25 protein-coding genes are annotated in these 21,173 nt (G+C 42.5%); 8 read left to right on the forward strand and 17 right to left on the reverse strand.

Features of this window, described 5'->3' with window-relative positions:
- Positions 1-222: 222 nt before the first annotated feature.
- Positions 223-582 (forward strand): YugN family protein, encoded by a 360-nt coding sequence (locus D1B31_RS17605; RefSeq protein WP_118922838.1) that lies wholly within the window; start codon positions 223-225, stop codon positions 580-582.
- Positions 583-748: 166 nt separating this feature from the next.
- Positions 749-1,771: a sporulation integral membrane protein YtvI gene (gene ytvI, locus D1B31_RS17610; RefSeq protein WP_158587580.1), complete on the forward strand. Its 1,023-nt coding sequence runs from the start codon at positions 749-751 to the stop codon at positions 1,769-1,771.
- A 58-nt stretch (positions 1,772-1,829) separates the two neighbouring features.
- On the opposite strand, the gene D1B31_RS17615 is transcribed toward ytvI, so the two are convergent.
- The 7 genes from D1B31_RS17615 to cyoE form a co-directional block, all read right to left on the reverse strand.
- Positions 1,830-2,297 carry a DUF420 domain-containing protein gene (locus tag D1B31_RS17615; protein ID WP_118922842.1) on the reverse strand — a complete coding sequence of 156 codons (468 nt, stop codon included), beginning with the start codon at positions 2,295-2,297 and terminating at the stop codon, positions 1,830-1,832.
- A 121-nt stretch (positions 2,298-2,418) separates the two neighbouring features.
- Complete coding sequence (gene ctaG / locus D1B31_RS17620; RefSeq protein ID WP_118922844.1) at positions 2,419-3,312, reverse strand: cytochrome c oxidase assembly factor CtaG; 894 nt, start codon at positions 3,310-3,312, stop codon at positions 2,419-2,421.
- A gap of 215 nt (positions 3,313-3,527) precedes the next feature.
- Positions 3,528-3,860: a cytochrome c oxidase subunit IVB gene (ctaF, locus tag D1B31_RS17625; RefSeq protein WP_118922846.1), complete on the reverse strand. Its 333-nt coding sequence runs from the start codon at positions 3,858-3,860 to the stop codon at positions 3,528-3,530.
- Positions 3,861-3,864: 4 nt separating this feature from the next.
- The gene (locus D1B31_RS17630; RefSeq protein WP_118922848.1) at positions 3,865-4,494 is read right to left on the reverse strand and encodes a cytochrome (ubi)quinol oxidase subunit III; all 630 of its coding nucleotides are present in this window, start codon (positions 4,492-4,494) and stop codon (positions 3,865-3,867) included.
- Positions 4,494-6,362 (reverse strand): cytochrome c oxidase subunit I, encoded by a 1,869-nt coding sequence (ctaD, locus tag D1B31_RS17635; RefSeq protein WP_118922850.1) that lies wholly within the window; start codon positions 6,360-6,362, stop codon positions 4,494-4,496. The genes D1B31_RS17630 and ctaD overlap by 1 nt, the downstream gene beginning before the upstream one ends.
- Before the next feature lie 28 nt (positions 6,363-6,390).
- Positions 6,391-7,461 (reverse strand): cytochrome c oxidase subunit II, encoded by a 1,071-nt coding sequence (gene coxB / locus D1B31_RS17640; RefSeq protein ID WP_118922852.1) that lies wholly within the window; start codon positions 7,459-7,461, stop codon positions 6,391-6,393.
- An 88-nt stretch (positions 7,462-7,549) separates the two neighbouring features.
- On the reverse strand, positions 7,550-8,467 hold the full coding sequence (gene cyoE / locus D1B31_RS17645) for a heme o synthase (RefSeq protein WP_118922854.1): 918 nt from the start codon (positions 8,465-8,467) through the stop codon (positions 7,550-7,552).
- Between the two features lie 647 nt (positions 8,468-9,114).
- Here cyoE and D1B31_RS17650 point away from each other — a divergent pair.
- On the forward strand, positions 9,115-10,059 hold the full coding sequence (locus D1B31_RS17650; RefSeq protein ID WP_118922856.1) for a COX15/CtaA family protein: 945 nt from the start codon (positions 9,115-9,117) through the stop codon (positions 10,057-10,059).
- A 67-nt stretch (positions 10,060-10,126) separates the two neighbouring features.
- Here the strand turns inward: D1B31_RS17650 and D1B31_RS17655 are convergent, their stop codons facing one another.
- From D1B31_RS17655 to D1B31_RS17665, 3 genes are all read right to left on the reverse strand, one after another.
- Positions 10,127-11,326: an FtsW/RodA/SpoVE family cell cycle protein gene (locus tag D1B31_RS17655; RefSeq protein ID WP_118922858.1), complete on the reverse strand. Its 1,200-nt coding sequence runs from the start codon at positions 11,324-11,326 to the stop codon at positions 10,127-10,129.
- Positions 11,327-11,524: 198 nt separating this feature from the next.
- Positions 11,525-11,698, reverse strand: a complete 174-nt coding sequence (locus D1B31_RS24365; protein WP_158587581.1) for a hypothetical protein — start codon at positions 11,696-11,698, stop codon at positions 11,525-11,527.
- Between the two features lie 208 nt (positions 11,699-11,906).
- Positions 11,907-12,188 carry an Fpa/YlaN family protein gene (locus D1B31_RS17665; protein ID WP_118922862.1) on the reverse strand — a complete coding sequence of 94 codons (282 nt, stop codon included), beginning with the start codon at positions 12,186-12,188 and terminating at the stop codon, positions 11,907-11,909.
- Between the two features lie 169 nt (positions 12,189-12,357).
- Between D1B31_RS17665 and D1B31_RS17670 the strand changes: the two genes are divergently transcribed.
- Entirely contained in the window at positions 12,358-12,849 is a 492-nt protein-coding gene (locus D1B31_RS17670; protein WP_118922864.1) for a peptidyl-prolyl cis-trans isomerase, read from the forward strand.
- 148 nt (positions 12,850-12,997) lie between these two features.
- Here D1B31_RS17670 and D1B31_RS17675 read toward each other — a convergent pair whose 3' ends face one another.
- On the reverse strand, positions 12,998-14,326 hold the full coding sequence (locus D1B31_RS17675; RefSeq protein ID WP_118922866.1) for a PhoH family protein: 1,329 nt from the start codon (positions 14,324-14,326) through the stop codon (positions 12,998-13,000).
- A 149-nt stretch (positions 14,327-14,475) separates the two neighbouring features.
- On the opposite strand from D1B31_RS17675, the gene D1B31_RS17680 reads away from it, so the two are divergent.
- Positions 14,476-15,060, forward strand: a complete 585-nt coding sequence (locus D1B31_RS17680; RefSeq protein WP_118922868.1) for a YhcN/YlaJ family sporulation lipoprotein — start codon at positions 14,476-14,478, stop codon at positions 15,058-15,060.
- 75 nt (positions 15,061-15,135) lie between these two features.
- Here D1B31_RS17680 and D1B31_RS17685 read toward each other — a convergent pair whose 3' ends face one another.
- Entirely contained in the window at positions 15,136-15,591 is a 456-nt protein-coding gene (locus D1B31_RS17685; protein WP_118922870.1) for a pyridoxamine 5'-phosphate oxidase family protein, read from the reverse strand.
- Between the two features lie 180 nt (positions 15,592-15,771).
- On the opposite strand from D1B31_RS17685, the gene D1B31_RS17690 reads away from it, so the two are divergent.
- On the forward strand, positions 15,772-15,972 hold the full coding sequence (locus D1B31_RS17690) for a YlaI family protein (RefSeq protein ID WP_118922872.1): 201 nt from the start codon (positions 15,772-15,774) through the stop codon (positions 15,970-15,972).
- A gap of 41 nt (positions 15,973-16,013) precedes the next feature.
- On the opposite strand, the gene D1B31_RS17695 is transcribed toward D1B31_RS17690, so the two are convergent.
- From D1B31_RS17695 to typA, 3 genes are read right to left on the reverse strand one after another with little or no spacing between them, the layout of a single operon-like run.
- On the reverse strand, positions 16,014-16,319 hold the full coding sequence (locus D1B31_RS17695; protein ID WP_118922874.1) for a hypothetical protein: 306 nt from the start codon (positions 16,317-16,319) through the stop codon (positions 16,014-16,016).
- An 18-nt stretch (positions 16,320-16,337) separates the two neighbouring features.
- Complete coding sequence (locus tag D1B31_RS17700) at positions 16,338-16,643, reverse strand: YlaH-like family protein (RefSeq protein ID WP_118922876.1); 306 nt, start codon at positions 16,641-16,643, stop codon at positions 16,338-16,340.
- 18 nt (positions 16,644-16,661) lie between these two features.
- Positions 16,662-18,506, reverse strand: coding sequence for a translational GTPase TypA (typA, locus tag D1B31_RS17705; protein WP_118922878.1), 1,845 nt, complete (start codon positions 18,504-18,506; stop codon positions 16,662-16,664).
- 215 nt (positions 18,507-18,721) lie between these two features.
- Here typA and D1B31_RS24370 point away from each other — a divergent pair, with 215 nt between their 5' ends.
- The gene (locus D1B31_RS24370; protein ID WP_158587582.1) at positions 18,722-18,898 is read left to right on the forward strand and encodes a DUF5325 family protein; all 177 of its coding nucleotides are present in this window, start codon (positions 18,722-18,724) and stop codon (positions 18,896-18,898) included.
- Positions 18,899-18,987: 89 nt separating this feature from the next.
- Here D1B31_RS24370 and D1B31_RS17710 read toward each other — a convergent pair whose 3' ends face one another.
- Positions 18,988-19,773, reverse strand: a complete 786-nt coding sequence (locus tag D1B31_RS17710; RefSeq protein WP_118922880.1) for an inositol monophosphatase family protein — start codon at positions 19,771-19,773, stop codon at positions 18,988-18,990.
- Between the two features lie 190 nt (positions 19,774-19,963).
- The gene (locus tag D1B31_RS17715; protein ID WP_048824343.1) at positions 19,964-20,158 is read right to left on the reverse strand and encodes a hypothetical protein; all 195 of its coding nucleotides are present in this window, start codon (positions 20,156-20,158) and stop codon (positions 19,964-19,966) included.
- A gap of 174 nt (positions 20,159-20,332) precedes the next feature.
- Between D1B31_RS17715 and D1B31_RS17720 the strand changes: the two genes are divergently transcribed.
- Entirely contained in the window at positions 20,333-20,953 is a 621-nt protein-coding gene (locus tag D1B31_RS17720; RefSeq protein WP_118922882.1) for a YktB family protein, read from the forward strand.
- Positions 20,954-21,173 lie beyond the last annotated feature (220 nt).

Below are 21,173 nucleotides of genomic sequence, written 5' to 3' on the forward strand. Positions count from 1 at the left end.
AAAAATCGTAATGATATTTGTCTGCAATGCTATTTTTCACAATGTCCGGCCAAATTATTCCCAGTGCTTATGCGACTGCATTGCTGGGCTGGAACCGAATCCTGTCGCATAGCAGGGTATGTGAATTCATTGCATATTGGCTTGATTTACACTATTATAAAAATGAGTTAAACTGCTTGAAATAAACAATTGCAGCATGTTTACTAAAGGGGGATATTTAAATTGAAGTTTGAGAACACGGGATTGGAAAAACTTAAAGCTGACCTGGGCAACCTTGATGAAGTCATGTTAAAGCACGGCCTTGTCAGGGAGGGCCAGTGGGATTATGACAGAGTGACATTTGATAAAAAATTTGAAATGCGGGACGAAACCTATTATCTCAGAGTTCGCGGATATGCCGTAGAAGGTAACGTAGACTCCGGCAGGGCGTTAATTCAACTTATGCCTCCGCTTCTTGGAAAGCATTATTACCCGCATGGAGTGGAATATGGCGAGGGAGAACATTTCCCGGCTGCACTCGTTACCCAGTGTAAAAACCTTCTTGACAAGCTAAAAGAAGAAATTGAAGAATTTGCGGAGTAAAGTAAGTTAAAGGTGCATGGAATCATGTGCCTTTTATTTTTCCCCTCGAAAAACTGTTGTTTATCACCCGTCGATAAAGCTATAATTTAAGAAGGCTTGACCTAATTTACCCCAAGGAAGGTATAAACAATTGACAGCATTTTTCACTAAAAAAAGAATTGTTTGGATGGCCTGGATTATTGCTGCAATTATTGCTCTTTATTTCATCCTGCCTGTATCGGTTCCATTAATCTTGGCTTTATTCACAGCCATTTTGCTAGAGCCCGCAGTCATTATGGTCACTGACAAATTCAAGGCTAAAAGGCATATATCCATATTGACTGTCTTTACACTGTTCGTCATCCTCATCGGCTCGCTTGGGTACTATTTGACTGTAAAAGCAGCCGCTGAAGCAGTGGACATGGTCAATCATGTGCCAGCTTACGTGAACAAGATTTCCTCTTATTGGCTGGAGGCAAAAGAGCGGATCAGCTTAATGTCTAAAGACATGCCGGAAAATTTAGTCGTACAGATGACCAGCCAGGTCGATAACTTCATTATTTCTATAAAAAATGTCCTGCTAAACTATGTAAGTATAGGAAATATAAAATCCATATTAACCAATGTGCCAAATCTCTTCATTTCTTTTATTGTTTATTTAGTTGCCCTTTTCCTTTTTATGGTTGATATTCCGAAACTCCGAAAAGGCATTCAGGCACACTTGACTGAACAAACTGCCGAAAAAGTAAATAACATGTTCTCAAGAATTTCAACCTTAATCATTGGCTTTATTAAAGCCCAGTTCCTTGTCGGCGTATTGATTTTTATTATTTCACTGGTTGGACTCTTTGTCATCACACCGGATGCCGCATTATTGGCAGCCGCTCTAATTTGGATTTTTGATTTTATTCCGGTAATTGGACCGCTGATTATTCTCGGACCAATGGCTTTGTTTTTCGCACTGACAAACAGCATTTTACTGTCATTTGAACTTGTCCTATTAGCCGCCATCCTCATTGCTGTCCGCCAATACCTGGAACCTAAACTACATGAACGCCATTCCCGCCTTTCACCGCTTATTACCCTGGCAGCAATGTATCTTGGCTTCAAAATCATCGGCGTTTTCGGAATCATAATGGGGCCGATAGCGGTTGTCGCACTGAAAACAGCACGAGAAGCAGGAATATTGAAATATACTATTAAGTTATAAGTAAAAAAACTGGCGTCTATCACAATCAGGCAGCCAGTTTTTTATTTAAAGCTTTCAATTAAGTTCCTAATATCGCCTTAATAACCGATGTGGTTTCGCCGCCTTCGTACAAAACATACAAAAGCAAATAGACAGCAAGTCCAGTCACAGCCGTCGCAAACCAGACGATGCTTGTAACCGGGCCAAGCTTTCTGTGTATTTTCAGCTTATCCTTCAATCCGGTAATAATATTGATCAGTCCGAGTATACCGCCAATGGTTGCAAGATTAACATGAAAGATTAAAAAAATCGTGTAAAAAGGTTTAAGTTTATCAGGTCCTCCAAATGAAGTGTTCCCAATAAAGATAGTTCTAGACATATAGATGATAAAAAACGTCAGAGCGGCCACCCCTGAAGCCAGCATTGTCTTTTTATGCGCTTCTATCCGCCCTTTTGAAATCAGATACCAGCCTCTTGCAACGAGAATGGCACTAATGAAAATGAAGCTCGTGCTGATGGTTGGTAAAATCGGTACTGAATGGTCCATGGCTTAATCCTCACAATCTTATATTCTACTATAATTTTAGACGACTTATCTACTTTTTTCAAATCATTCTGATCAGAAAATGGAAATGCGAGCAAAGAAAAAAGTCCTTCTTAAAAGGACTTTATTCCGCAGCAAGAGGCTCCGGTTCAGGATCAATCCCTGAATGCTCCTGCCTATACCATTCAAAGAAAACTTTTGCCAGGAATACAGCATAAACAATTTCTTGAATCATTTTCATCACGACACCACCGAGGCGTTGGTCTTCAATCAGCGACAATGTACTAAACATTTCCGGTCCGCTCAGGTCAAGGCCAGCTAGGAGTGACGGCGAAACGCAGAGCTCCATTGATTTGGCCCATAATGCAGGATCGGAATACGCCGCATAAAGGGGAGTATTCGTGAAAATAATCAATGCGCATGCTGGAGTAATTAAAATCCCATCCGCAAAAATATAACCTAGCTTCTTTAGGCCTGTCAAAGTTTGGTGTTCGGGCAATTCTGTCACAATCGGCCACCACATGAACAATGCGAAAATGAAGATACCCGCGGTAAACAAGGCGTGTATAATCAATGATTGCTTCACAGCATCAAAAATAAATGGGACATGATATAGGGAAAACATCCCGTTAAATACCACAAGCGCGATCAACGGTTTTGTCATAAAGGCAAATATTTTATTGATGAGTGGTATTTTTATTACAGCCCGCCATAGCCATGGCGGAATTCCCATAATGAATAATGGGACGACGATCAGATAAAGGGAACCCATCTGAATCATGTGGGCGTAAAAAGTAATATGACCGAGTAAATCAAGTGGTGAGCCTTTAACGATATATAACAGAACCATTGATGTGACGAAAAAGGCAATCTGCCTTGGACGCAATGGCTCGCTGCCCTCAAATTTGCTCCTGTACTTGATCGTCAAAATGAAATAAAGGGCGGTAAATAATGCGATTGAAGTAAAAAAGTACGGGCTCCAGAGCGCTTTAAATCCAAATATGTCAAGAGTAAGCACCGTAACACCACCTCGGAAAAGTTTTCAACCTATTTCATTATAAACGTTGGGAAACGAGTTGGCAAAGGAAGCTGCCTCCACCTTCCGACCAAAAAGAAAATCGGCATTACGCCGATTTTCTTTTCTTTGGCTAGCTCCAACGACACTAAATCCAGCCGCTTTCGCTTTTCTATTGTCCAGCTTCAGCGGCGCTAATCAAGGCCCTTCCGCTTTTCTTACCACCAAACAATTTTCATAAAAGCCCAAATTGTAATTAGCCCAATTAGCAATCCTGTAAACAGGAATATGGTCGGGGCTTCATGGCCTTTATGGCTCATGTGCATGAAATAGAATAATTGGAAAATCACCTGCACTGAAGCAAGCAGCATGATTAACGGAACCGTGAACCAGCCGGAAAAACCAACTCCTACAGCCCCAAACGCAATAAATGTCAGGAATAGCATCATTGAGAAGGAGATGATTTGATATCGCATCTCTTCCTTGCTTTTTCGCAGTCGGTATGCCAGATTCACTTTTGGGTTCCCTGAGTTCAAATTTTGATTCGCCATCAGTTTATCCCACCATTCCCATTAAATAAACCACTGTGAAAATGAAGACCCACACTACGTCAATAAAGTGCCAGTAAAGGCTCGCAAGATAAAACTTAGGTGCGTTGTACAAGTTCAGGCCGCGCTTAGCATTACGGACCATTAAAGCGATAATCCAGACAAGCCCGAAGATAACGTGAGCTCCATGGAATCCAACTAACGTATAAAACGCGGATCCAAAAGCAGAGCCTGTGAACTTATGATTGTATTCAGTGACGTAATGGTTAAACTCATAAATTTCAAGACAGAGGAAACTTAGGCCAAGTGCTACAGTCACACCAAGCCAAAGCATCATTTTCCTGTGATTGAAATTTTTCATTTGGTAAATGGCATATACGCTTGTCAGCGAGCTAGTTAATAGAAGCATCGTCGCGACAAATGTAAGCGGCAAATCATAAAGATCCTTTGCCAGTGCATGCGTATTATCAGGTACTTTATCCTTTAAAGCAAGATACGTTGCAAACAAGGAAGCGAACAATACCGTTTCCCCGCCAAGGAATAGCCAAAACCCCAGAAACTTGTTTTTCCCTTCAAGTGTCGCTTTTTCAGGCAGGGCAGGCCATGTTTCAAACGTCATTTTTTCTTCAGTTTGCATTATGCCTTAACCCCCTTGTCAACATCGTCAATCAAGTCCTCTTTATGGATGTGGTACCCATGATCATCCTTGACTGAACGGAAAATCATCGCTCCGAAGGAAATCAGAAGGCCCAGTATCAAGACGGATAACATCCATTTGTGTTCCATTTGGTACATTGCACCGAATGCGGCAACGAAAAATCCGAATGAAATCACAACCGGGACAAAGGAAGAGTTCGGCATATGAATATCCCCTATTGGCTCAGCAGGTATCATACCCTTTTTACCTTCCATTTTTTCAAGCCAAAGTGCATCCAACCCACGAACGAGCGGTAACTGCTTAAAGTTATAAAACGGAGGCGGTGAAGAGATGGCCCATTCCAGAGTCCTTCCGTCTTCCCAAGGGTCGTTTCCAACTTTTTCGTTCCGGACAGTTGTCCTAACAATATTGGTTAAAAGAACGATTACGCCCGCTGCCATGAAAAATGCCCCTATAGAACTTATCAGGTTTCCAGTTGCGAGGCCCTGGCCAGGTAAAAACGTGAAAATACGGCGTGGCATTCCCATCAGCCCCAGGAAGTGCTGGATGAAGAATGTCAAATGAAATCCTATAAAGAACAACCAGAATTCAATTTTTCCGAGTGTTTCACTCAGCATCGTTCCGAATATCTTCGGCCAGTATAGGTGGGTTCCTGCAATAAGAGCGAACACTACCCCGCCTACAATGACATAGTGGAAGTGCGCAACAACGAAATACGTATCATGGTACTGATAATCCATGGGAGCGGATGCAAGCATAATGCCAGTAACGCCACCCATGATAAATGATGGAATAAACGCAACCGCCCAATACATTGGGGTCGTAAATTTGATGCTTCCTCCCCACATCGTAAACAGCCAGTTGAAGATCTTGATTCCTGTCGGTACCGCGATCGCCATCGTTGCTACAGCAAAAATTGCATTGGCAATCGGGCCGAGCCCGGTCGTAAACATATGGTGGGCCCATACCATGAAGCCTAGGAAGCCGATTAAGACAGTCGCAAAAACCATCGATGAATACCCGAACAGGCGCTTTCTCGAGAATATACTGAAAATTTCCGAGAAGATCCCAAACGCCGGTAAAATAAGAATATAAACTTCAGGGTGTCCGAATATCCAGAATAAATGCTCGTAAATAACTGTGTTTCCTCCAGCGGCAACATTAAAGAAATTTGCGCCGAACATCCGGTCGAACATCAGTAATGTCAAACCGACTGTAAGTGGAGGGAATGCAAAGAGAATAAGTGCTGACGCGACAAATGTCGTCCAGGTAAAGAGTGGCAGTCTCATGTATGTCATACCTGGCGCCCGCATGTTAATAATCGTTACCAGAAAGTTAATCCCGGCCATCAGCGTCCCAAAACCTGATATTTGCAGGCCGAGTATATAAAAATCAACTCCATGGCCCCCGCTATGGATGGCCAAGGACGCATAAGACGTCCAGCCCGCATCAGGAGCACCGCCGAAGAACCAAGAAAGGTTCAGGAAAAGTCCCCCGAAGAAGAAAAGCCAAAATCCAAGCGCGTTTACGAACGGAAATGCCACGTCGCGCGCTCCAATTTGCAAAGGTACGATCGCATTCATGAATCCAAATAATAATGGCATGGCCGCAAGAAATATCATCGTCGTTCCATGCATTGTCATTATTTCATTAAAAGAACCCGCTGAAACAAAGTTATTATCGGGCTTGATTAGCTGGATACGGATAAACATTGCTTCCAGGCCGCCGAGGATAAAGAAAAATCCGCCGGCGAGTAAATATAGAATTCCAATTTTTTTATGGTCGACAGTCGTTAAATAGTCCCATAAAACTGCTCCGAATCCTCTTTTTTGAGCATAGGTACTCACAGTTTTACCTCCCTTTCACCCATCCCGGTTATTCTTGGACTTTCAATCCCATCAAATAAGCTGCCACTTGGTCAAGCTGCTCTTCTGACAGATGGCCAAATCCAGGCATAGTTGATCCGGGTTTGTACTTATCAGGCTCTTTAATCCAGTTTTTCAAGTTCTTTTCATCATTTTTCAAAATACCGCCCACATAATCACGTTCACCAAAGTTGGTCAAGTTAGGGCCTTGCCTTGCCGCTTCCGGAGTCGTATTTGCCGGAGTCACAGCATGACAGCCGATACAGCTGTTATTGAAGATTTCCTGCCCGGCCTGCGCGTCAGCTGTTGCCGGTTTTGCTGGATCCTTAACGGCCTGCATATCCTTTACCCATTTGTCAAAGTCAGCCCGTGATACAGCCTTCACTTTGAAATCCATCAGAGCATGGGAAGGACCGCATAACTCAGCACATTTCCCATAGAAAACATTCCCGGCTTCTTCTGCTTTTTTACTGTCAAATACAAGCCACATTTTGTTTATCGTGTCTGTATTTGTATCCATTTTTCCGCCAACAGGTGGAATCCAGAAAGAGTGCTTAACGTCGGAGCCTTTGAGGTTAAAATAAACCTTCTCATCTGTCGGAACAACAAGCTCTTGGCTCGTTACGATTTTCTGGTCTGGATATTCAAATTCCCACCAGTAAAGGCTTGCACGGACATTCACTACGAGGACATCCCGTGTACCATCTTTGTTCTTTTTATCCATCGGCGACACATCCGCCAGATCAAACGTTGCTGTAACTGTTGGTACCGCTAAAATAAGCAGTAGGAAAATCGGAATGACCGTCCAAATGATTTCCATCATATGGTTGCCTTCCACCTGTTTCGGAATTTCATCATCCGATTTCCGGCGAAATCTAAACAGGACAATGATAAAGATTACAACGACTACAAGAATAACAAAAACCATAATTCCAGTGCTGAGCTTCATCAGCCAGTATTGCTTTTCGGCAACTTCCCCCGCTGGACGGAGTGCTGACAGATATGGCTCTCCACAGCCGGAGAGTATGAACGCCAGGGCTGTCAGCAAAGACATGAGACGCCATTTCGCAAGCCTTTTCATAGCTTAATCTTACCCCTCTTTCCATTAAAGTCTTAAGTGTTTGTGTTCGCATCCCAACTGCCGAAGCAGAAGGGCCATCCTGGGCAAATTAGATGAATGAGAAAATGACCATTGAAACAAAAATAATTGTCATGTATTGCAAGGAATACACAAACATCCTCTTTGCCCATTGCATTTCATCTTTGTTTCTATATCCATAAATCCCCAATGCCAGCCAACCCAGATTTAAAATGGTTGCCAGTATCAGGAATGGGATCCCAAGAGATTTTAAGAAAAACGGAATTGGCAACAAAGCTGCAACCCAGATGATAATGGACAGCTTCGTCCTTTTCAGGCCTTTTACAACAGGAAGCATCGGAACGCCTGCGGCCCTGTATTCTTCCACCCTCCGCATGGCAAGGGCATAAAAATGGGGGGGCTGCCAAATGAACATAAGTGCAAAAAGCGCCCAAGCCATTGGGTCCAGATTCCCATCAATTGCTGCCCAGCCAATAAGGGGGGGCACAGCTCCAGAAATACTGCCTACAATCGTATTTGAAACGTATTGCCGTTTAGACCACATCGTGTAAAGGACGACATAGCTGAAAACGCCAATGATACCAATCACTGCCGCTGTAATAGTGGTCATGAAAAGAAATATGGTCCCTGCTGCGATTAATGCAATTCCCAGCCATAATGCCACCCGGGGCTGAACTCTCCCGCTTACAGTCGGCCTGCTTTTTGTTCTTTCCATATACGGATCAATATCACGGTCATAATAATTGTTGATGCTGCATGAACCAGCAATAATGAGTGAAGAACCCGCAAGCGTAAAGAATACTAAATCAAGATTCTCAAGAAACCTCAGACCGGTAAAATGTAATGCCAGCCATAATCCTGTAAAAGTTGTAATTAGATTCGAATTCACTATCCCTACTTTTATTAAAGCTAGAAAATCCTGCCATGGAGTTGTTTCATCCAAACGGATTGCCCCAATGCTTTCATTAACAGACTTCGGATTGGACATTCCTGTTCCTCCCTTTTTCGTCCGAATAACCGAAATGAGATAATATTCTTCATTCTGGTTACGGTGTTAGCGCGAATAACTTTTTTCTCTCTTATCGCAATTATTTTACACTATGAAGATGTTGCTAATTATATAAGAAAATAGTAATTGCTTTCTCTGTATATTAAATCACACTTCAAGTCTTTTTTGTGAACTTTTTTTGAAATTAATGTGACTTTTTTTGACACACCTTCGGTTTTCATAATTTTTCAAGTTTTAGTAAATCCATAAATAGGTTACTATATAGAAGACAGTGTTAAGTCCCTCGCTGGTTATGTTCTTAGAGTGAATAATCTTCCTTTTCCCAATTCCCAATTTTTAGATTATTATATATTAATATAATATTAATCAAGGCTGAAATTATTGTTAGAAAACTCATTTCATTCTTTTGCCCTAGAATTCCCCCCATGGAGTTCCACCATCTTGCCTAAAAGGGAAATTTGAGTGTGAGTCTTCTTTTGACGGGACATTTAATCATGCATGGCTCTGTTCTTTTCTTCCTTTCTCGGCTATTATGTAAAAGGGGCCTTTGCCCCGGCTCCCATTTATTATACTTACAAGTTAATTTTATGACAAATTATTGAACTTTGAATTAAGAGGTGAATATTTTGCGTCGCTCTTTGAAATGGTTTGCTGTCGCAACAACAATTGGAATGGTATTTATTTTACTAGGTGGCGCCCTTGTTACAAAGACAGATTCAGGGATGGGCTGCGGCAGGTCATGGCCGCTATGTAACGGACAATTAGTACCGGATGAAATTACCCCCGAACTGGTTATTGAACTTGCGCATCGGGTTGTTTCGGGTGCAGTTGGATTTATGGTTCTGATTCTGTCCATTTGGGCATGGAAGGCTATCGGACATATCAGGGAAACTAAATTTTTGGCAGCCCTGTCGTTTGCTTTTTTGCTTCTGCAAGGGTTGATTGGTGCCGCAGCTGTTGTCTGGGGCCAATCTGATTTTGTCCTGGCTCTCCATTTTGGGATATCACTTATCTCTTTTGCGTCTGTATTCCTGTTAACTCTGCTTATTTTTGAGATTGATAAGAAATTTGACGCTGAAAAGCTGATAATTGATCACAAAATGAAATCTCACATCATTTGGCTAACAATTTACAGCTATATCGTCATTTACACAGGGGCTCTTGTCAGGCATATGAACGCAAGCCTTGTTTGTCCGGATTGGCCACTCTGCTCAAATTCAGTTTTTGGCCTGCCTGATAATATTTATGAGTGGGTGCAGATGGGACACAGGGCAGCCGCGGGTCTTATCTTCATATGGGTAGCCTACTTAGCATGGCTTGCCGCAAAGCAATATAAACACGAAAAAGTACTTTACTGGGGCTGGATGATTTCATTAATCCTTGTATCACTCCAGGTCATTGCCGGGGCGCTCGTCATTTTTACTAGACTGAATATATACATTGCTTTATCACACGCTTTTTTCATAACTTGCTTGTTCGGCATGTTTAGCTATTTCCTCCTTCTAGTCTACCGAAGCAAAGGAAAGTCTATTACACCAAAACAGTCCACCAACCTGGACAAGGGTATGTAAGCAATTTTAATCTCAACATAAAAAAAGATGCCTTGTTTCAGGCATCTTTTTTGTATGAATTTGTTACTTATCGTCTTGCTCGTATTGGTTCCCTTGCGAGTGTCGCGGGTGGACTTTCCGCCTTTTTCGTTTTGTAGTTTTGCTCATAATTGGCAAACATCGATACATTCACCAATATACCGGCTGCAACCGCCAATTGGATAAGCGATGATCCTCCATAACTGACAAACGGTAGAGGCACACCTGTTAAGGGAATGACCCCGGAGACACCCGCCAAGTTAACAATGGATTGAATCCCAATCATGCTGGATATCCCCAAGGCAAGCAGACTCCCAAAAGGATCCTTACACTTTAGCCCAATATGGATGCCTCGAAGCACGATAAAGCCAAGACAGATAATAACGAAGGCAACCCCTATCAACCCTAACTCCTCGGCGATGACTGCAATGATAAAGTCAGTGTGGGACTCGGGAAGATATCCAAGTTTTTGGACACCCTTTCCAAGACCAAGCCCTGTTATGCCCCCTGATCCTATTGCCAGCAAGGAGTTTGACAAGTGGAATCCTTCGTTCAGGACATCTCTGAACGGATCCTCAAGAACAGTGAACCTACTCATTCTTACTTCAGAAAAAATTTTTTCCTGCAGGAAAAAACTAATAATACCACCAGCTATTCCTCCCATGGCAATAAGCTTGAAAATATTTTTCCCATTCATGCCTGATGATAGAATAATGGAAACTGCAATCAAAAGGATCAGTCCCGCCGTCCCAAAGTCAGGCTGCAAAAGAATGAGGCCACTTATTAATATAAGGTAAATCAAAGGGGGGACTACCCCGCGGTTAAACTCATTTATATAATTTTGTTTTTTGGCGTAAACTGCTGATAAATAAATAATGACGGCTAATTTGGCGAATTCGGATGGCTGGATACTTATTCCGCCAATCTCATACCAGCTTTGCGCATTACCTGCTACTTTCCCAAATACAAATATACCGCCGAGACCTAAGAGCGACAAGATGACCATCGGGACAAGCATTTTTGTGCTTTTCATAATTTTATAAGGAAAGCCTGCAAAAAATGCAAAGATTCCCGCAGCCACAATCAGAAACATTTTCTGTTTTTGAAAAAAATGGTCCGGGGCAACGTGATATCGCTGGACCGCAAATGCCATACTCGCACTATAGACCATGACTAGCCCAAAAATGGACAGAACAATCATCACTGCTATTAATGAAAAATCGTATGATTTTAATATTTTTTTCAGCATGGCAATTCCCCGATTCCTTAATGAATGATTCTATTATAAATGATAATGGGTTTCTTAGGTGCAAAAAACGCATTTTTGATATATAGGTTGAACTAGAGTTTTCTTTTCAAGGTGAATCTTGGTTGATTTTCGCTTCACAAAGGAAAGCTTCTGAGGTTAATCATCGCAGGGACACAAAGGGAAAGCGCCCTTGAATAATCACCGCAGAGACAGGCGTTCTTTGCCTGTCTCGAGGCGGTTTTTGCCTGTCACGAGGCGCTTCGCTTTCCGCGGGGCGTCAGTGGAGCCTCCTCGGCGCTTTGGCGCCTGCGGGGTCTCCACCTTGCCGCCACATCCCGCAGGACAAACAGCTTCTTCGAATAGGCTTTGCACGAAGAAAATGCGAAAGCATTTTCGAGGAGTCTTCGTGCCTTCAGCTTCAATCAACCTGCTTCCTTGACTAATTTGTATAAAATTTAAGTTCAACCTATATGGTTGATCATAATAAAATGATTACCCCAAAATTGTGATGAACAATTAAATTTAAAAAGTGGCTTAAAAATAACAAAACCCAAACAAGTTCAGTGTTTGGGTTTATACCTTATTTCTTTAAAGATGCCTCATGGAGTGCTGAAAGTTCCCTTTCAAGCTTTTCCAGAATGGCTTTGCCATCTCTTTCATCTATGAGCCCAAGCCTGCAGGCAAAATCTATTTCCCTAGATAATCCAAACATCTGTGTATCCAATACCTCTTCGTACAGAGGACATTGGGGCATTGTTAAGTTATCCATTTGGACTTTTATCAACTTCAATATTTTATCAGCGTCAGCCTTTAAAATGGCATATGCTTTTTCCTGATGATTCACGATCATTTCGGACGCCAACATCGATCCCCCCGTTTCCGAGCGATTACCCAACTATCTTTAAATTTTACCGTTACTGGCCTAAAATTGCAAGACTTATAACAACCAGCCAGTCAATTCAGGAGATATGACTTTCAGTCCTAAACAGGATATACTCAAAATACATTCGGAGAAAAATGGAGGAATGGCAATGGATGGAATTATACAGGTTACAGGGAAAGTGAAATACCCAATCACAATTGATCCAAGCGTCTGGATTTTTGATGATCGTCGGATTGATCTGGATACATATTTTGACGTATACAAAAGAAAAGATAATAGTCTTGCGGATTATACGAAATCTGTTTCAAAGCAATGGGACAAGGAGATAACGGAAGGAGCCCAGATTCCCGAAACGGGCAAAAAAAAATTCGAAAAGCAAAAAGTCCTTGAAGGAACTTTTGGGATGAAGCTAGGACCTTTTTTACATAACAGCGAACCTGATGAAGATGCCGAATATTTACTCATTCTAGCAGATGGTCAAGAGTACAGAATTCCTCTTGAAGAGTCATACGGGCTTATTGCCTGTTTTTCAAAAAAAGGAAAGCCGCTTCGCGGAGACGGGCCAATCCACCTTTACTTCTCCGATGGCTCTAACAAGGAAAATCCAATTAAAAAAGTTGCGAGTTTTAAGGTTATCTAAAAAAAACTGAGGGGCGGCTCCCTTCCCCGCCCTGTCATACCAATAAACGAAAACAGTCCAAGGCGGCTGTTTTCGTTTTAGTAGGTTTCAATCCTTATCCTTCTTCCTCACATGCTGATTCAGACTGGATTCATTTTGTTGTACTTCCTTAAAGCAATTCAGCGGCTAGACGGGCAAGCCCTGATCGTTCTCCTTTAATTAGCTTAACATGGCCTGAAAGCGGCTGGTCCTTGAATTTTTCTGCTACATAGGTCAAGCCGTTATTGTAGGCATCTAAATACGGATGGTCGATTTGTTCTGGATCTCCCATCAAAACAATTTTACTCCCATCCCCTACCCTTGTCAGGATTGTTTTCACTTCGTGCTTCGTAAGATTTTGAGCCTCATCAATGATAATATATTGGTCCGGAAGGCTTCTCCCCCTAATATAGGTCAGTCCTTCAACCTCAATGGAACCCATTCCCGCCAGAATCGCATCTAACTCGCCAGGTTTTTTAGTGTTGAATAAAAATTCTAGGTTGTCGAATATCGGCTGCATCCAAGGCCTTAGCTTTTCCTGTTTTTCACCTGGCAGATACCCGAGGTCCTTACCTAGTGGCACAATTGGCCTTGCAACCAGCAGTTTTTTATACTGTTTCAAGTCCTCTGTTTGCATCAGCCCCGCAGCAAGCGCGAGCAACGTTTTCCCTGTCCCCGCTTTCCCCGATAAAGTAACAAGGTGGATATCTTTCCGAAGCAGCAATTCAATCGCCATCGTTTGCTGGACATTTCGGGGATTGATTCCCCAGACATGCTCCTGCTTAACAAAGAGCTTTCTCACCTTTTTCCCTGACGGATCGATGTGCCCTACCGCAGACGCAGAACTGCCAAGCGCATCTTTTAAAATGAGAAATTGATTTGGATAATAGAAATAGTTTGGCAGTGTGGAAAGCTGCAATTCCCCTTTAGCATAAAAAGTATCCAGTATCTCCTTTGACAAATGAACTTCCAAAAAACCGTCAAATAAGTGGTCCGCTTCAACGACCCTATCATTCAGGAAATCCTCTGCAATGAGCCCAATTGCATCTGCTTTCACGCGGACAAGCGCATCCTTGCTGACAAGAATCACCTGCCTTCCGTTTTTCTTTGCCTGTTCCTCAAGAAATAAGTTTTTCGCTACAGCCAATATTCGATTATCATTTGTCTTTTCCGTAAATATTTCCTGGAGCTCATGAAAGGATCGATGATTAATCTCGATTCTAAGATTTCCCCCATTTTCAAGAGGAATCCTTTCATGAAGCTTGCCAATTGACCTGAACCCATCGATCAACCTCGAAACGTGGCGGGCATTCCGGCCAATCTCATCCATATATCTCTTTTTCGAATCGACTTCTTCCAATACAACAGCAGGGATGACAACATCATTGTTTTCAAAAGAAAATAGCGAATATGGGTCCTGCAATAAAACATTGGTGTCCAATACATATATTTTACTCAATCGAACGCCTCCCGCTTTAAGTCCTCGCTTAGCACTTTTGGTAAAATATATGACCTCAGGAATAAAGTTAGACGGTTTTCACAACAATAATCAATATGGAAGTGCCTGCCTTTTGAACCAGCAGGACAAAGTGGACGGGAGGTGTGCTATTGAAGAAATTAGTGTTCTTTTTAAGTTTGATTATTTTTCTTTCTGCATGCGGAGTAAAAGATGGCGGTAAGCCGGAAAGTAATCAAAATCGAATGAAAGTCAGGAATACTGAAGTCCGGGATGTAGACCGGAAAACAGGGGAAAGCGCAGCCAGGCATCTGGAACAGATTGCTTCCTCAGTGCCGAATGTAAACAGTGCAAACGCAATTGTTCTTGGCAGGTATGCGATTGTTGGGATTAATATTGACGCAGCCACAGAAAGGTCCGAGGCGGGAGTTATTAAATACTCTGTTGCAGAAGCATTGAAAAATGATCCTACCGGGGCAAAGGCATTGGTGGTGGCAGATCCGGATATGAACGCACGGCTGCGCGAGCTATCCGCCGACATCCGAAATGGTAAGCCGCTGCAAGGAATCTTATATGAACTAGCAGATATAGCAGGAAGGATCATTCCTGAAGCACCAGGGAAAATTCCCCAGCCGGATATGGACAAGTCGACAGAAGAGCCGAAAGAAACATTGCCCAGGAATGACAAGAGAAAACTTGACCAAAAGCAGGAAAAAGAATCTTATAACCATAAGTAAACCCTTTCTTAACCGGAAAAAGCTCACAACAGCGTGAGCTTTTTCATTTACTGAAATCGGTCTTGCGGTGCGGTTTTATGCTTTTCTGAATGCGTCCATCACTTGGTTATCAAGGCGGGTGGCTGCATCTTTATCATACGTTTTATCGTATTCAGGCTCCTGAATGATTTTAGAACCGTAAAACATAACGTCGCGGACCTCTTTGATTTTTACTTCTACGAGCGCAAGTTTCAATGGAACACCCTCGAGGCGTTCTTGTTTGACATCAGCATTGCCCGTAATTGAGTATGTAGTTTCATTAGCAATAACTGTAATAACAACATCGCTTTTATTTTTAATATTGTGGACAATCCTCGAACGGTTATCGACCGCTACGTAAATCGTGCTCTCGTCTTTTGCGAATACCCATGAAATCGCGTTAACATTCGGCCCGCCAGTCTCATGGTCAATGGTCGCAAAGGTGACAAACCTTTCTTTTTGCAATTCATCAAACAATGGTTTAATGAGATTTGGTTCAACCTGATTCGCCATTCTATTTACTCCTTTCCAAACTGTATGGTACGCGGCTCTCTACCATCTTACTATTCCCCTTTTTAGAGTTCAACTTGCAAGGGCGAGTGGATTACATTCCGGCAAGCTCCCGTGTTATACTATAAGTATGCCAGTAAATTTCTCTATGTGAAAGTAAACAGATTTGAGGTGGATTCGAGTTTGAGAGTGAAGTGTGTAATATGCGATACGATTGAAACAATTCCCGATGACTTACCCGATGCGAAACGCCTTCGCAACCGGCCAATCCATACATACTTGTGCAAAACATGCCATGACAGGATCAGCATGCGGACAAGCGAACGGCTTGCTAGTGGTAAATTCAAGCTGTACCAAGCAAAAAAAGAAGACGATGAATTTTAAAATGGAAAACCCCCTGAAATTAGATTCAGGGGGTTTTCATGTCAATTTTCAGCTTCATTCGGATAGTTGGCGAACTTTTCCGGTTCAAGGTTAATCTGATTCAGCATAACCTCAATCAGTTCCCTTGGAAAGCGTGTTTTTTTCTTTTCGCCATTACGCTCATAATGGACATAGTACATATCTTCTTCCGTTTCAATCGTCAACTCGGAAACAGGAAGCTCGTATTTCTCAACGAGCAATTCCTCAAACAGTTCTTTCGTCTCGGATGCGGCTAAGTCATCAGGCCGCGCATCGCAGACCACTTTGATGGTCAGCCAGTTATATAATGTGTCCTGCAAAGAATTCATTCTCTGAACCCCCGTCCATTATGCTTCTGTATTCGCCTTTCGTTCTTGGTTAAGCCTTATCTTGTAAATAAAAAGGATAAGCGCGGCTACTACCAAGCCTTCGGTTATCGGAAGCATAACTCCTAAAAATGTAAGGATTGTACTGCCAAGTGCCAGAAATATATAAATGAGCGCCGATTTGGCTGGAGGCAGTTTTTTTGCAAAACCAAGCTTGTACACAACAATGGAAAGGGCAACAATGGTACCGTAAAGCAGCCACATTCCCGTATCCGGATTTTCCCCAACTTTATACAGAGCTGCAAAAAAGGACAGCCGATCTTCCATTCTTGCATTCCCCCCCCCTTAATCCTGATTCGTTTCAGCGTATTTCATCTTCTTCGCAAACCGCTCCCGCTCGTTTTTATCAAGGATCTTTTTGCGCAGACGGATTGACACTGGTGTAACTTCACAATACTCGTCTTCGTTCAAATATTCAAGTGATTCCTCCAAAGTCATGATTCTCGGCTTTTTAATTGTCGAAGTCTGGTCCTTATTTGCTGAACGGACGTTTGTAGCGTGCTTTACTTTCGTTATATTTACAGTAATATCATTTTCACGGGTATGTTCTCCCACAATCATGCCTTCATATATCTCTGTTCCAGGCTCCACAAAAATGGTTCCCCTATCTTCAACGTGCATAATCCCATAAGTTGTAGCTTTGCCTGACTCCATGGAAACAAGAACACCCTGGCGCCTTCCACCGACCTGGCCGGCAAGCATAGGCTCATAACTGTCAAACGTATGGTTGATAATTCCATAACCCCTTGTAAGAGTAAGGAATTCAGTCGTATACCCTATTAATCCCCTGGCCGGAATCATGAAAGTAAGACGGACTTGGCCATTGCCGTTATTAACCATATCCGCCATTTCACCTTTGCGCGCGCCGATGGACTCCATGACTGCCCCTGTATATTCTTCAGGAACATCAATCTGGACTCTTTCTACCGGTTCACAACGGACTCCGTCAATTTCCCTTACAATAACCTCAGGCTTTGATACTTGCAGCTCGTATCCTTCACGTCGCATGTTTTCAATCAAGATGGAAAGGTGCAGTTCCCCTCGGCCTGATACTATCCATGCGTCCGGTGAATCCGTATTTTCAACTCTGAGGCTGACGTCAGTCTGAAGCTGGGCATGCAAACGTTCTTCAATTTTTCTCGAAGTTAAATATTTTCCTTCCCTTCCTGCAAACGGACTGTTATTAACCGCGAATGTCATCTGAAGGGTAGGCTCATCAATATGGAGGACTGGCAGTGCTTCCTGGTGCTCAACCGGACAGATCGTTTCGCCGACATTGATGTCTTCCATCCCGGATACGGCAATGAGATCACCTGCAAAGGCTTCCTGAACTTCCTGGCGCTTTAAACCAAAAAAGCCATGAATCTTTGTAACCCTGAACTGCTTGACTGATCCATCCGGCTTCATAAGGGCGACCTGCTGGCCCACTTTCATCGTTCCCCGGAATACACGGCCAATTCCAATCCTTCCAACATAGTCATTGTAGTCCAAAAGGGCAACCTGGAATTGAAGCGGTTCTTCACGATTGTCGATTGGAGCCGGAATATGCTCTATAATGGCTTCATATAAGACCTGCATGTTTTCATCCTGTTTCGTCGGATCAATACTTGCCGTTCCATTCAAAGCGGAAGCATAGATGACCGGAAATTCGAGTTGGTCCTCATTTGCATCCAATTCAATGAACAGATCGATGACTTCATCGATAACTTCCCCTGGCCGGGCAAAATCCCTGTCTATTTTATTGACGACAACAATTGGAGTCAAATTTTGTTCAAGAGCTTTTTTCAAAACAAACCGTGTCTGAGGCATCGTGCCTTCGTATGCATCTACAACGAGGAGGACACCGTCGACCATTTTCATGATTCGTTCCACTTCTCCGCCAAAGTCAGCGTGTCCTGGTGTATCAAGTATATTTATTTTCGTGTCTTTATATTGGATGGCTGTGTTCTTGGCAAGAATGGTGATTCCTCGCTCACGCTCGATGTCATTCGAGTCCATCGCTCTTTCTTCAACATGTTCATTGGAACGGAATATTCCTGACTGTTTGAGCAACTGGTCAACCAAGGTCGTTTTGCCGTGGTCAACGTGGGCTATAATGGCTATATTTCGTATATCAATTCTTTTTTTCAATGTGGTTCACTCCTGCCTTTTCTAGAGGTTAAGCCGTGTTTGGCTAGACTATTTACAAGTACAACTGAACTATTATAACATAGAACATATAAAATCGGTAATTTTTAGTTATTATTTATTCTTCCCTTACCTAGTGATAAATTAAACTTTTTTCAAATTAATTGATTTTCCAGAAGTTTTTCCCTATCTTTAATTTTGAAAGGAATTGAGTGCCCGTGAGAAATATTAAGTGGAATGTACTAGGCTATGCAGCTCTTGCTGCAGCATCTTTATCAGGGATTGGCATTGCCATTGGGGAAAAGAGTGTAATTGTTTTCCTCTTAAGCCTTGGGCTATTGGCTTTTTCGATGCGCGGCGGATTTAAAAGCAAGAAACTTCCAGGAACAAAATAGAGCTCGTTGGCTGGAGAAATGGCTGTCCGTTTCTATAAATAAAAAAAGGCGGACTGGTTTCCAGTTTCCGCCTGCAGTTCTACATTTTATCACTTTAAGTACTTCTCAAGAATTTCCCCGTGAAGCCCCGGGCTGGCAGCAAAAACAGATGAGGTAGTTAGCATATCGAGCTTACCACCCTCCAAGTTCGTCACAATTCCACCCAGTTCTTCGACAATAATTGCCCCGCCTGCGTAATCCCAAGGTGCTAAGCGGGGTGAAATATACGCATTTATTCTTCCAGTCGCGACGTATACCAGTTCTAAAGCAGCCGAACCATAAGACCTCGTCCCTCTAACTTCACGGACGAGTGGAATAAGGCGTTTATGGTCAACCCTCTTATTTTTCAGTACCCACGTAATATTCATCGCCAAGATTGCTTCCTTGACAATGGCAGGCTTCAATTTAGGAATTTTCTTTTCATTCAAAAAAGCACCCAGCCCAACGACAGCGTAATATAACTCATCATGGACGATATCATAAATAAGTCCAATTTTACCAACTCCGTTTTCATAAATCCCTACAGATATGGCGAAATTACGCTGCTGGTGAATGAAATTCATTGTCCCATCAATTGGATCAATGATCCAGACGACTCCGTTCAAATCCGACAGCTCGTCCCCAAACCCTTCTTCACCTAATATCCGGTGGCCAGGGAAGGTTTCTCTGATTTTTTCAATGAAAAACTTTTCAGTATCCCGGTCAATATTCGTTACGAGATCATTTGGGTCTGCTTTCGTATGGATATTCAACGTTTTATCAAAAGAGGAACGAATTTGTTCCCCTGCTTCCAGCACCCAGCTCTTCGCTTGCTCAAACACATGATCCAAATCCATTTAAAGACCTCCATATAGAAAATGCCTTTGCCTTCTAGCTTAATCTAATTCACCATGGTCCTTCAACTTATATGGTCTCCTTCATCAAAAATAATAAACGAACTCTCCGGCATAGCCAGTGAGTCCGTTTAATTAGATTCAATATGGAAGCTTATTGCCAACCCGTTTTTCTTGCCTGTCTCCATCCCGTTTAAAGTGCCTTGAGGCGGAGGAGTTCTTGGCGGATTTTTTCAAGCCTTAATTTGCAATGTTTTTTCATTTCTTCGTTGTTCTCTGACATCGCATCGAAAAGTGTAGCAAGCTCATAATCCATTTCAAGCCTTAATACTGCCGTTCTTTCCTTATCAAAAGCTTTTTTCCTCGTCGAATTAATCAATTGTTTCATTAGTAAGCACTCCTTCCGGATACTAAACTGATTTTTCAGATTTTTTTAATATAATATGAGCTAAATCGAGAATCGGCACCAAAAAATGCGAAATTCAACTATCACGGTATTTAATTTTATCTAAAGGCCTCCGTGTGCTAAAATGGCTTCAAAGCAGAACAGCAGGAGGGCTTTATGGAATTTAACGGCTTTACAGAAGATGATTTTCTAGTTTTTACAATTGATGGCCTTGAAAAAAGGATGGAAGCACTTATCCAAACGGTCAGGCCAAAACTCGATTTCCTCGGCAGTCACTTTGCTCCAAGATTATCCGAGCTGACTGAGGAGGAGATGTTTGCCCATGTAGCAAAGCATGCCAGACGGACTAAGAATCCTCCGAATGATACTTGGGTTGCATTTGCAAGTAACCCAAGGGGGTATAAAATGCTTCCCCATTTTCAAATTGGTTTATGGGAGACCCATCTATTCATCTGGTTTGCGGTCATTTATGAATGTAACGGAAAACCGCAAATCGGAGAAACCTTTTTAAACCAGTTAAATCAAATCCATCAAGCAATACCAGCCAGCTATGTCTGGTCTGAAGACCATATGAAGCCGGGTGCGACCTTCCATGGCAGCCTTTCAAAAGATGAATTGGGTACTTCCTTTCAACGGCTTAAGGATGTTAAAAAGGCTGAAATTCTTTGCGGCTGTCATATTGATCGCGATATTGTTATCCAAATGGGCCCATCGGAATTGCTTCGGTCTATAGATGATGTATTTAGAAAAATATTACCCCTATATAAATTGTCATAAACCTTTAAATTATCACGGGAAAGTATTTCGGCGGGAAAACACTCATTTTTGCGACAGTAAAGGTGCGTTTTGATAGATTACTATCCCGACCTTGTAGAGTAGAAAACAGGAATTAGACTTTGCCCTTCTTGTCCTCGGGTTTCAGGGTGTTCCACCTTACTAAGCCAGACAAGTGGGCAAGTCCTTTTCCTGTTCCCCCTCATCAAACCGTACGTGAGGT

Origin of the sequence: Neobacillus notoginsengisoli, from assembly GCF_003515685.1 — a bacterium.
Classification (GTDB): domain Bacteria; phylum Bacillota; class Bacilli; order Bacillales; family Cytobacillaceae; genus Bacillus_D; species Bacillus_D notoginsengisoli.

Bases quoted from the DNA above. Each gene is read 5' to 3' on its own strand.
- D1B31_RS17710 (WP_118922880.1), bottom strand. From the start codon at position 19,773: ATGGATTTGGATCATGTGTTTGAGCAAGCGAAGAGCTGGGTGCTGGAA.
- D1B31_RS17700 (WP_118922876.1), bottom strand. From the start codon at position 16,643: ATGGAAGATCGGCTGTCCTTTTTTGCAGCTCTGTATAAAGTTGGGGAA.
- ytvI (WP_158587580.1), top strand. From the start codon at position 749: ATGGCCTGGATTATTGCTGCAATTATTGCTCTTTATTTCATCCTGCCT.
- D1B31_RS17670 (WP_118922864.1), top strand. From the start codon at position 12,358: ATGGATGGAATTATACAGGTTACAGGGAAAGTGAAATACCCAATCACA.
- D1B31_RS17615 (WP_118922842.1), bottom strand. From the start codon at position 2,297: ATGGACCATTCAGTACCGATTTTACCAACCATCAGCACGAGCTTCATT.
- D1B31_RS17655 (WP_118922858.1), bottom strand. From the start codon at position 11,326: ATGCTGAAAAAAATATTAAAATCATACGATTTTTCATTAATAGCAGTG.
- ctaF (WP_118922846.1), bottom strand. From the start codon at position 3,860: ATGGCGAATCAAAATTTGAACTCAGGGAACCCAAAAGTGAATCTGGCA.
- cyoE (WP_118922854.1), bottom strand. From the start codon at position 8,467: ATGTCCAATCCGAAGTCTGTTAATGAAAGCATTGGGGCAATCCGTTTG.
- D1B31_RS17630 (WP_118922848.1), bottom strand. From the start codon at position 4,494: ATGCAAACTGAAGAAAAAATGACGTTTGAAACATGGCCTGCCCTGCCT.
- D1B31_RS17685 (WP_118922870.1), bottom strand. From the start codon at position 15,591: ATGGCGAATCAGGTTGAACCAAATCTCATTAAACCATTGTTTGATGAA.
- D1B31_RS17715 (WP_048824343.1), bottom strand. From the start codon at position 20,158: ATGAAACAATTGATTAATTCGACGAGGAAAAAAGCTTTTGATAAGGAA.
- D1B31_RS17695 (WP_118922874.1), bottom strand. From the start codon at position 16,319: ATGAATTCTTTGCAGGACACATTATATAACTGGCTGACCATCAAAGTG.
- coxB (WP_118922852.1), bottom strand. From the start codon at position 7,461: ATGAAAAGGCTTGCGAAATGGCGTCTCATGTCTTTGCTGACAGCCCTG.
- D1B31_RS17720 (WP_118922882.1), top strand. From the start codon at position 20,333: ATGGAATTTAACGGCTTTACAGAAGATGATTTTCTAGTTTTTACAATT.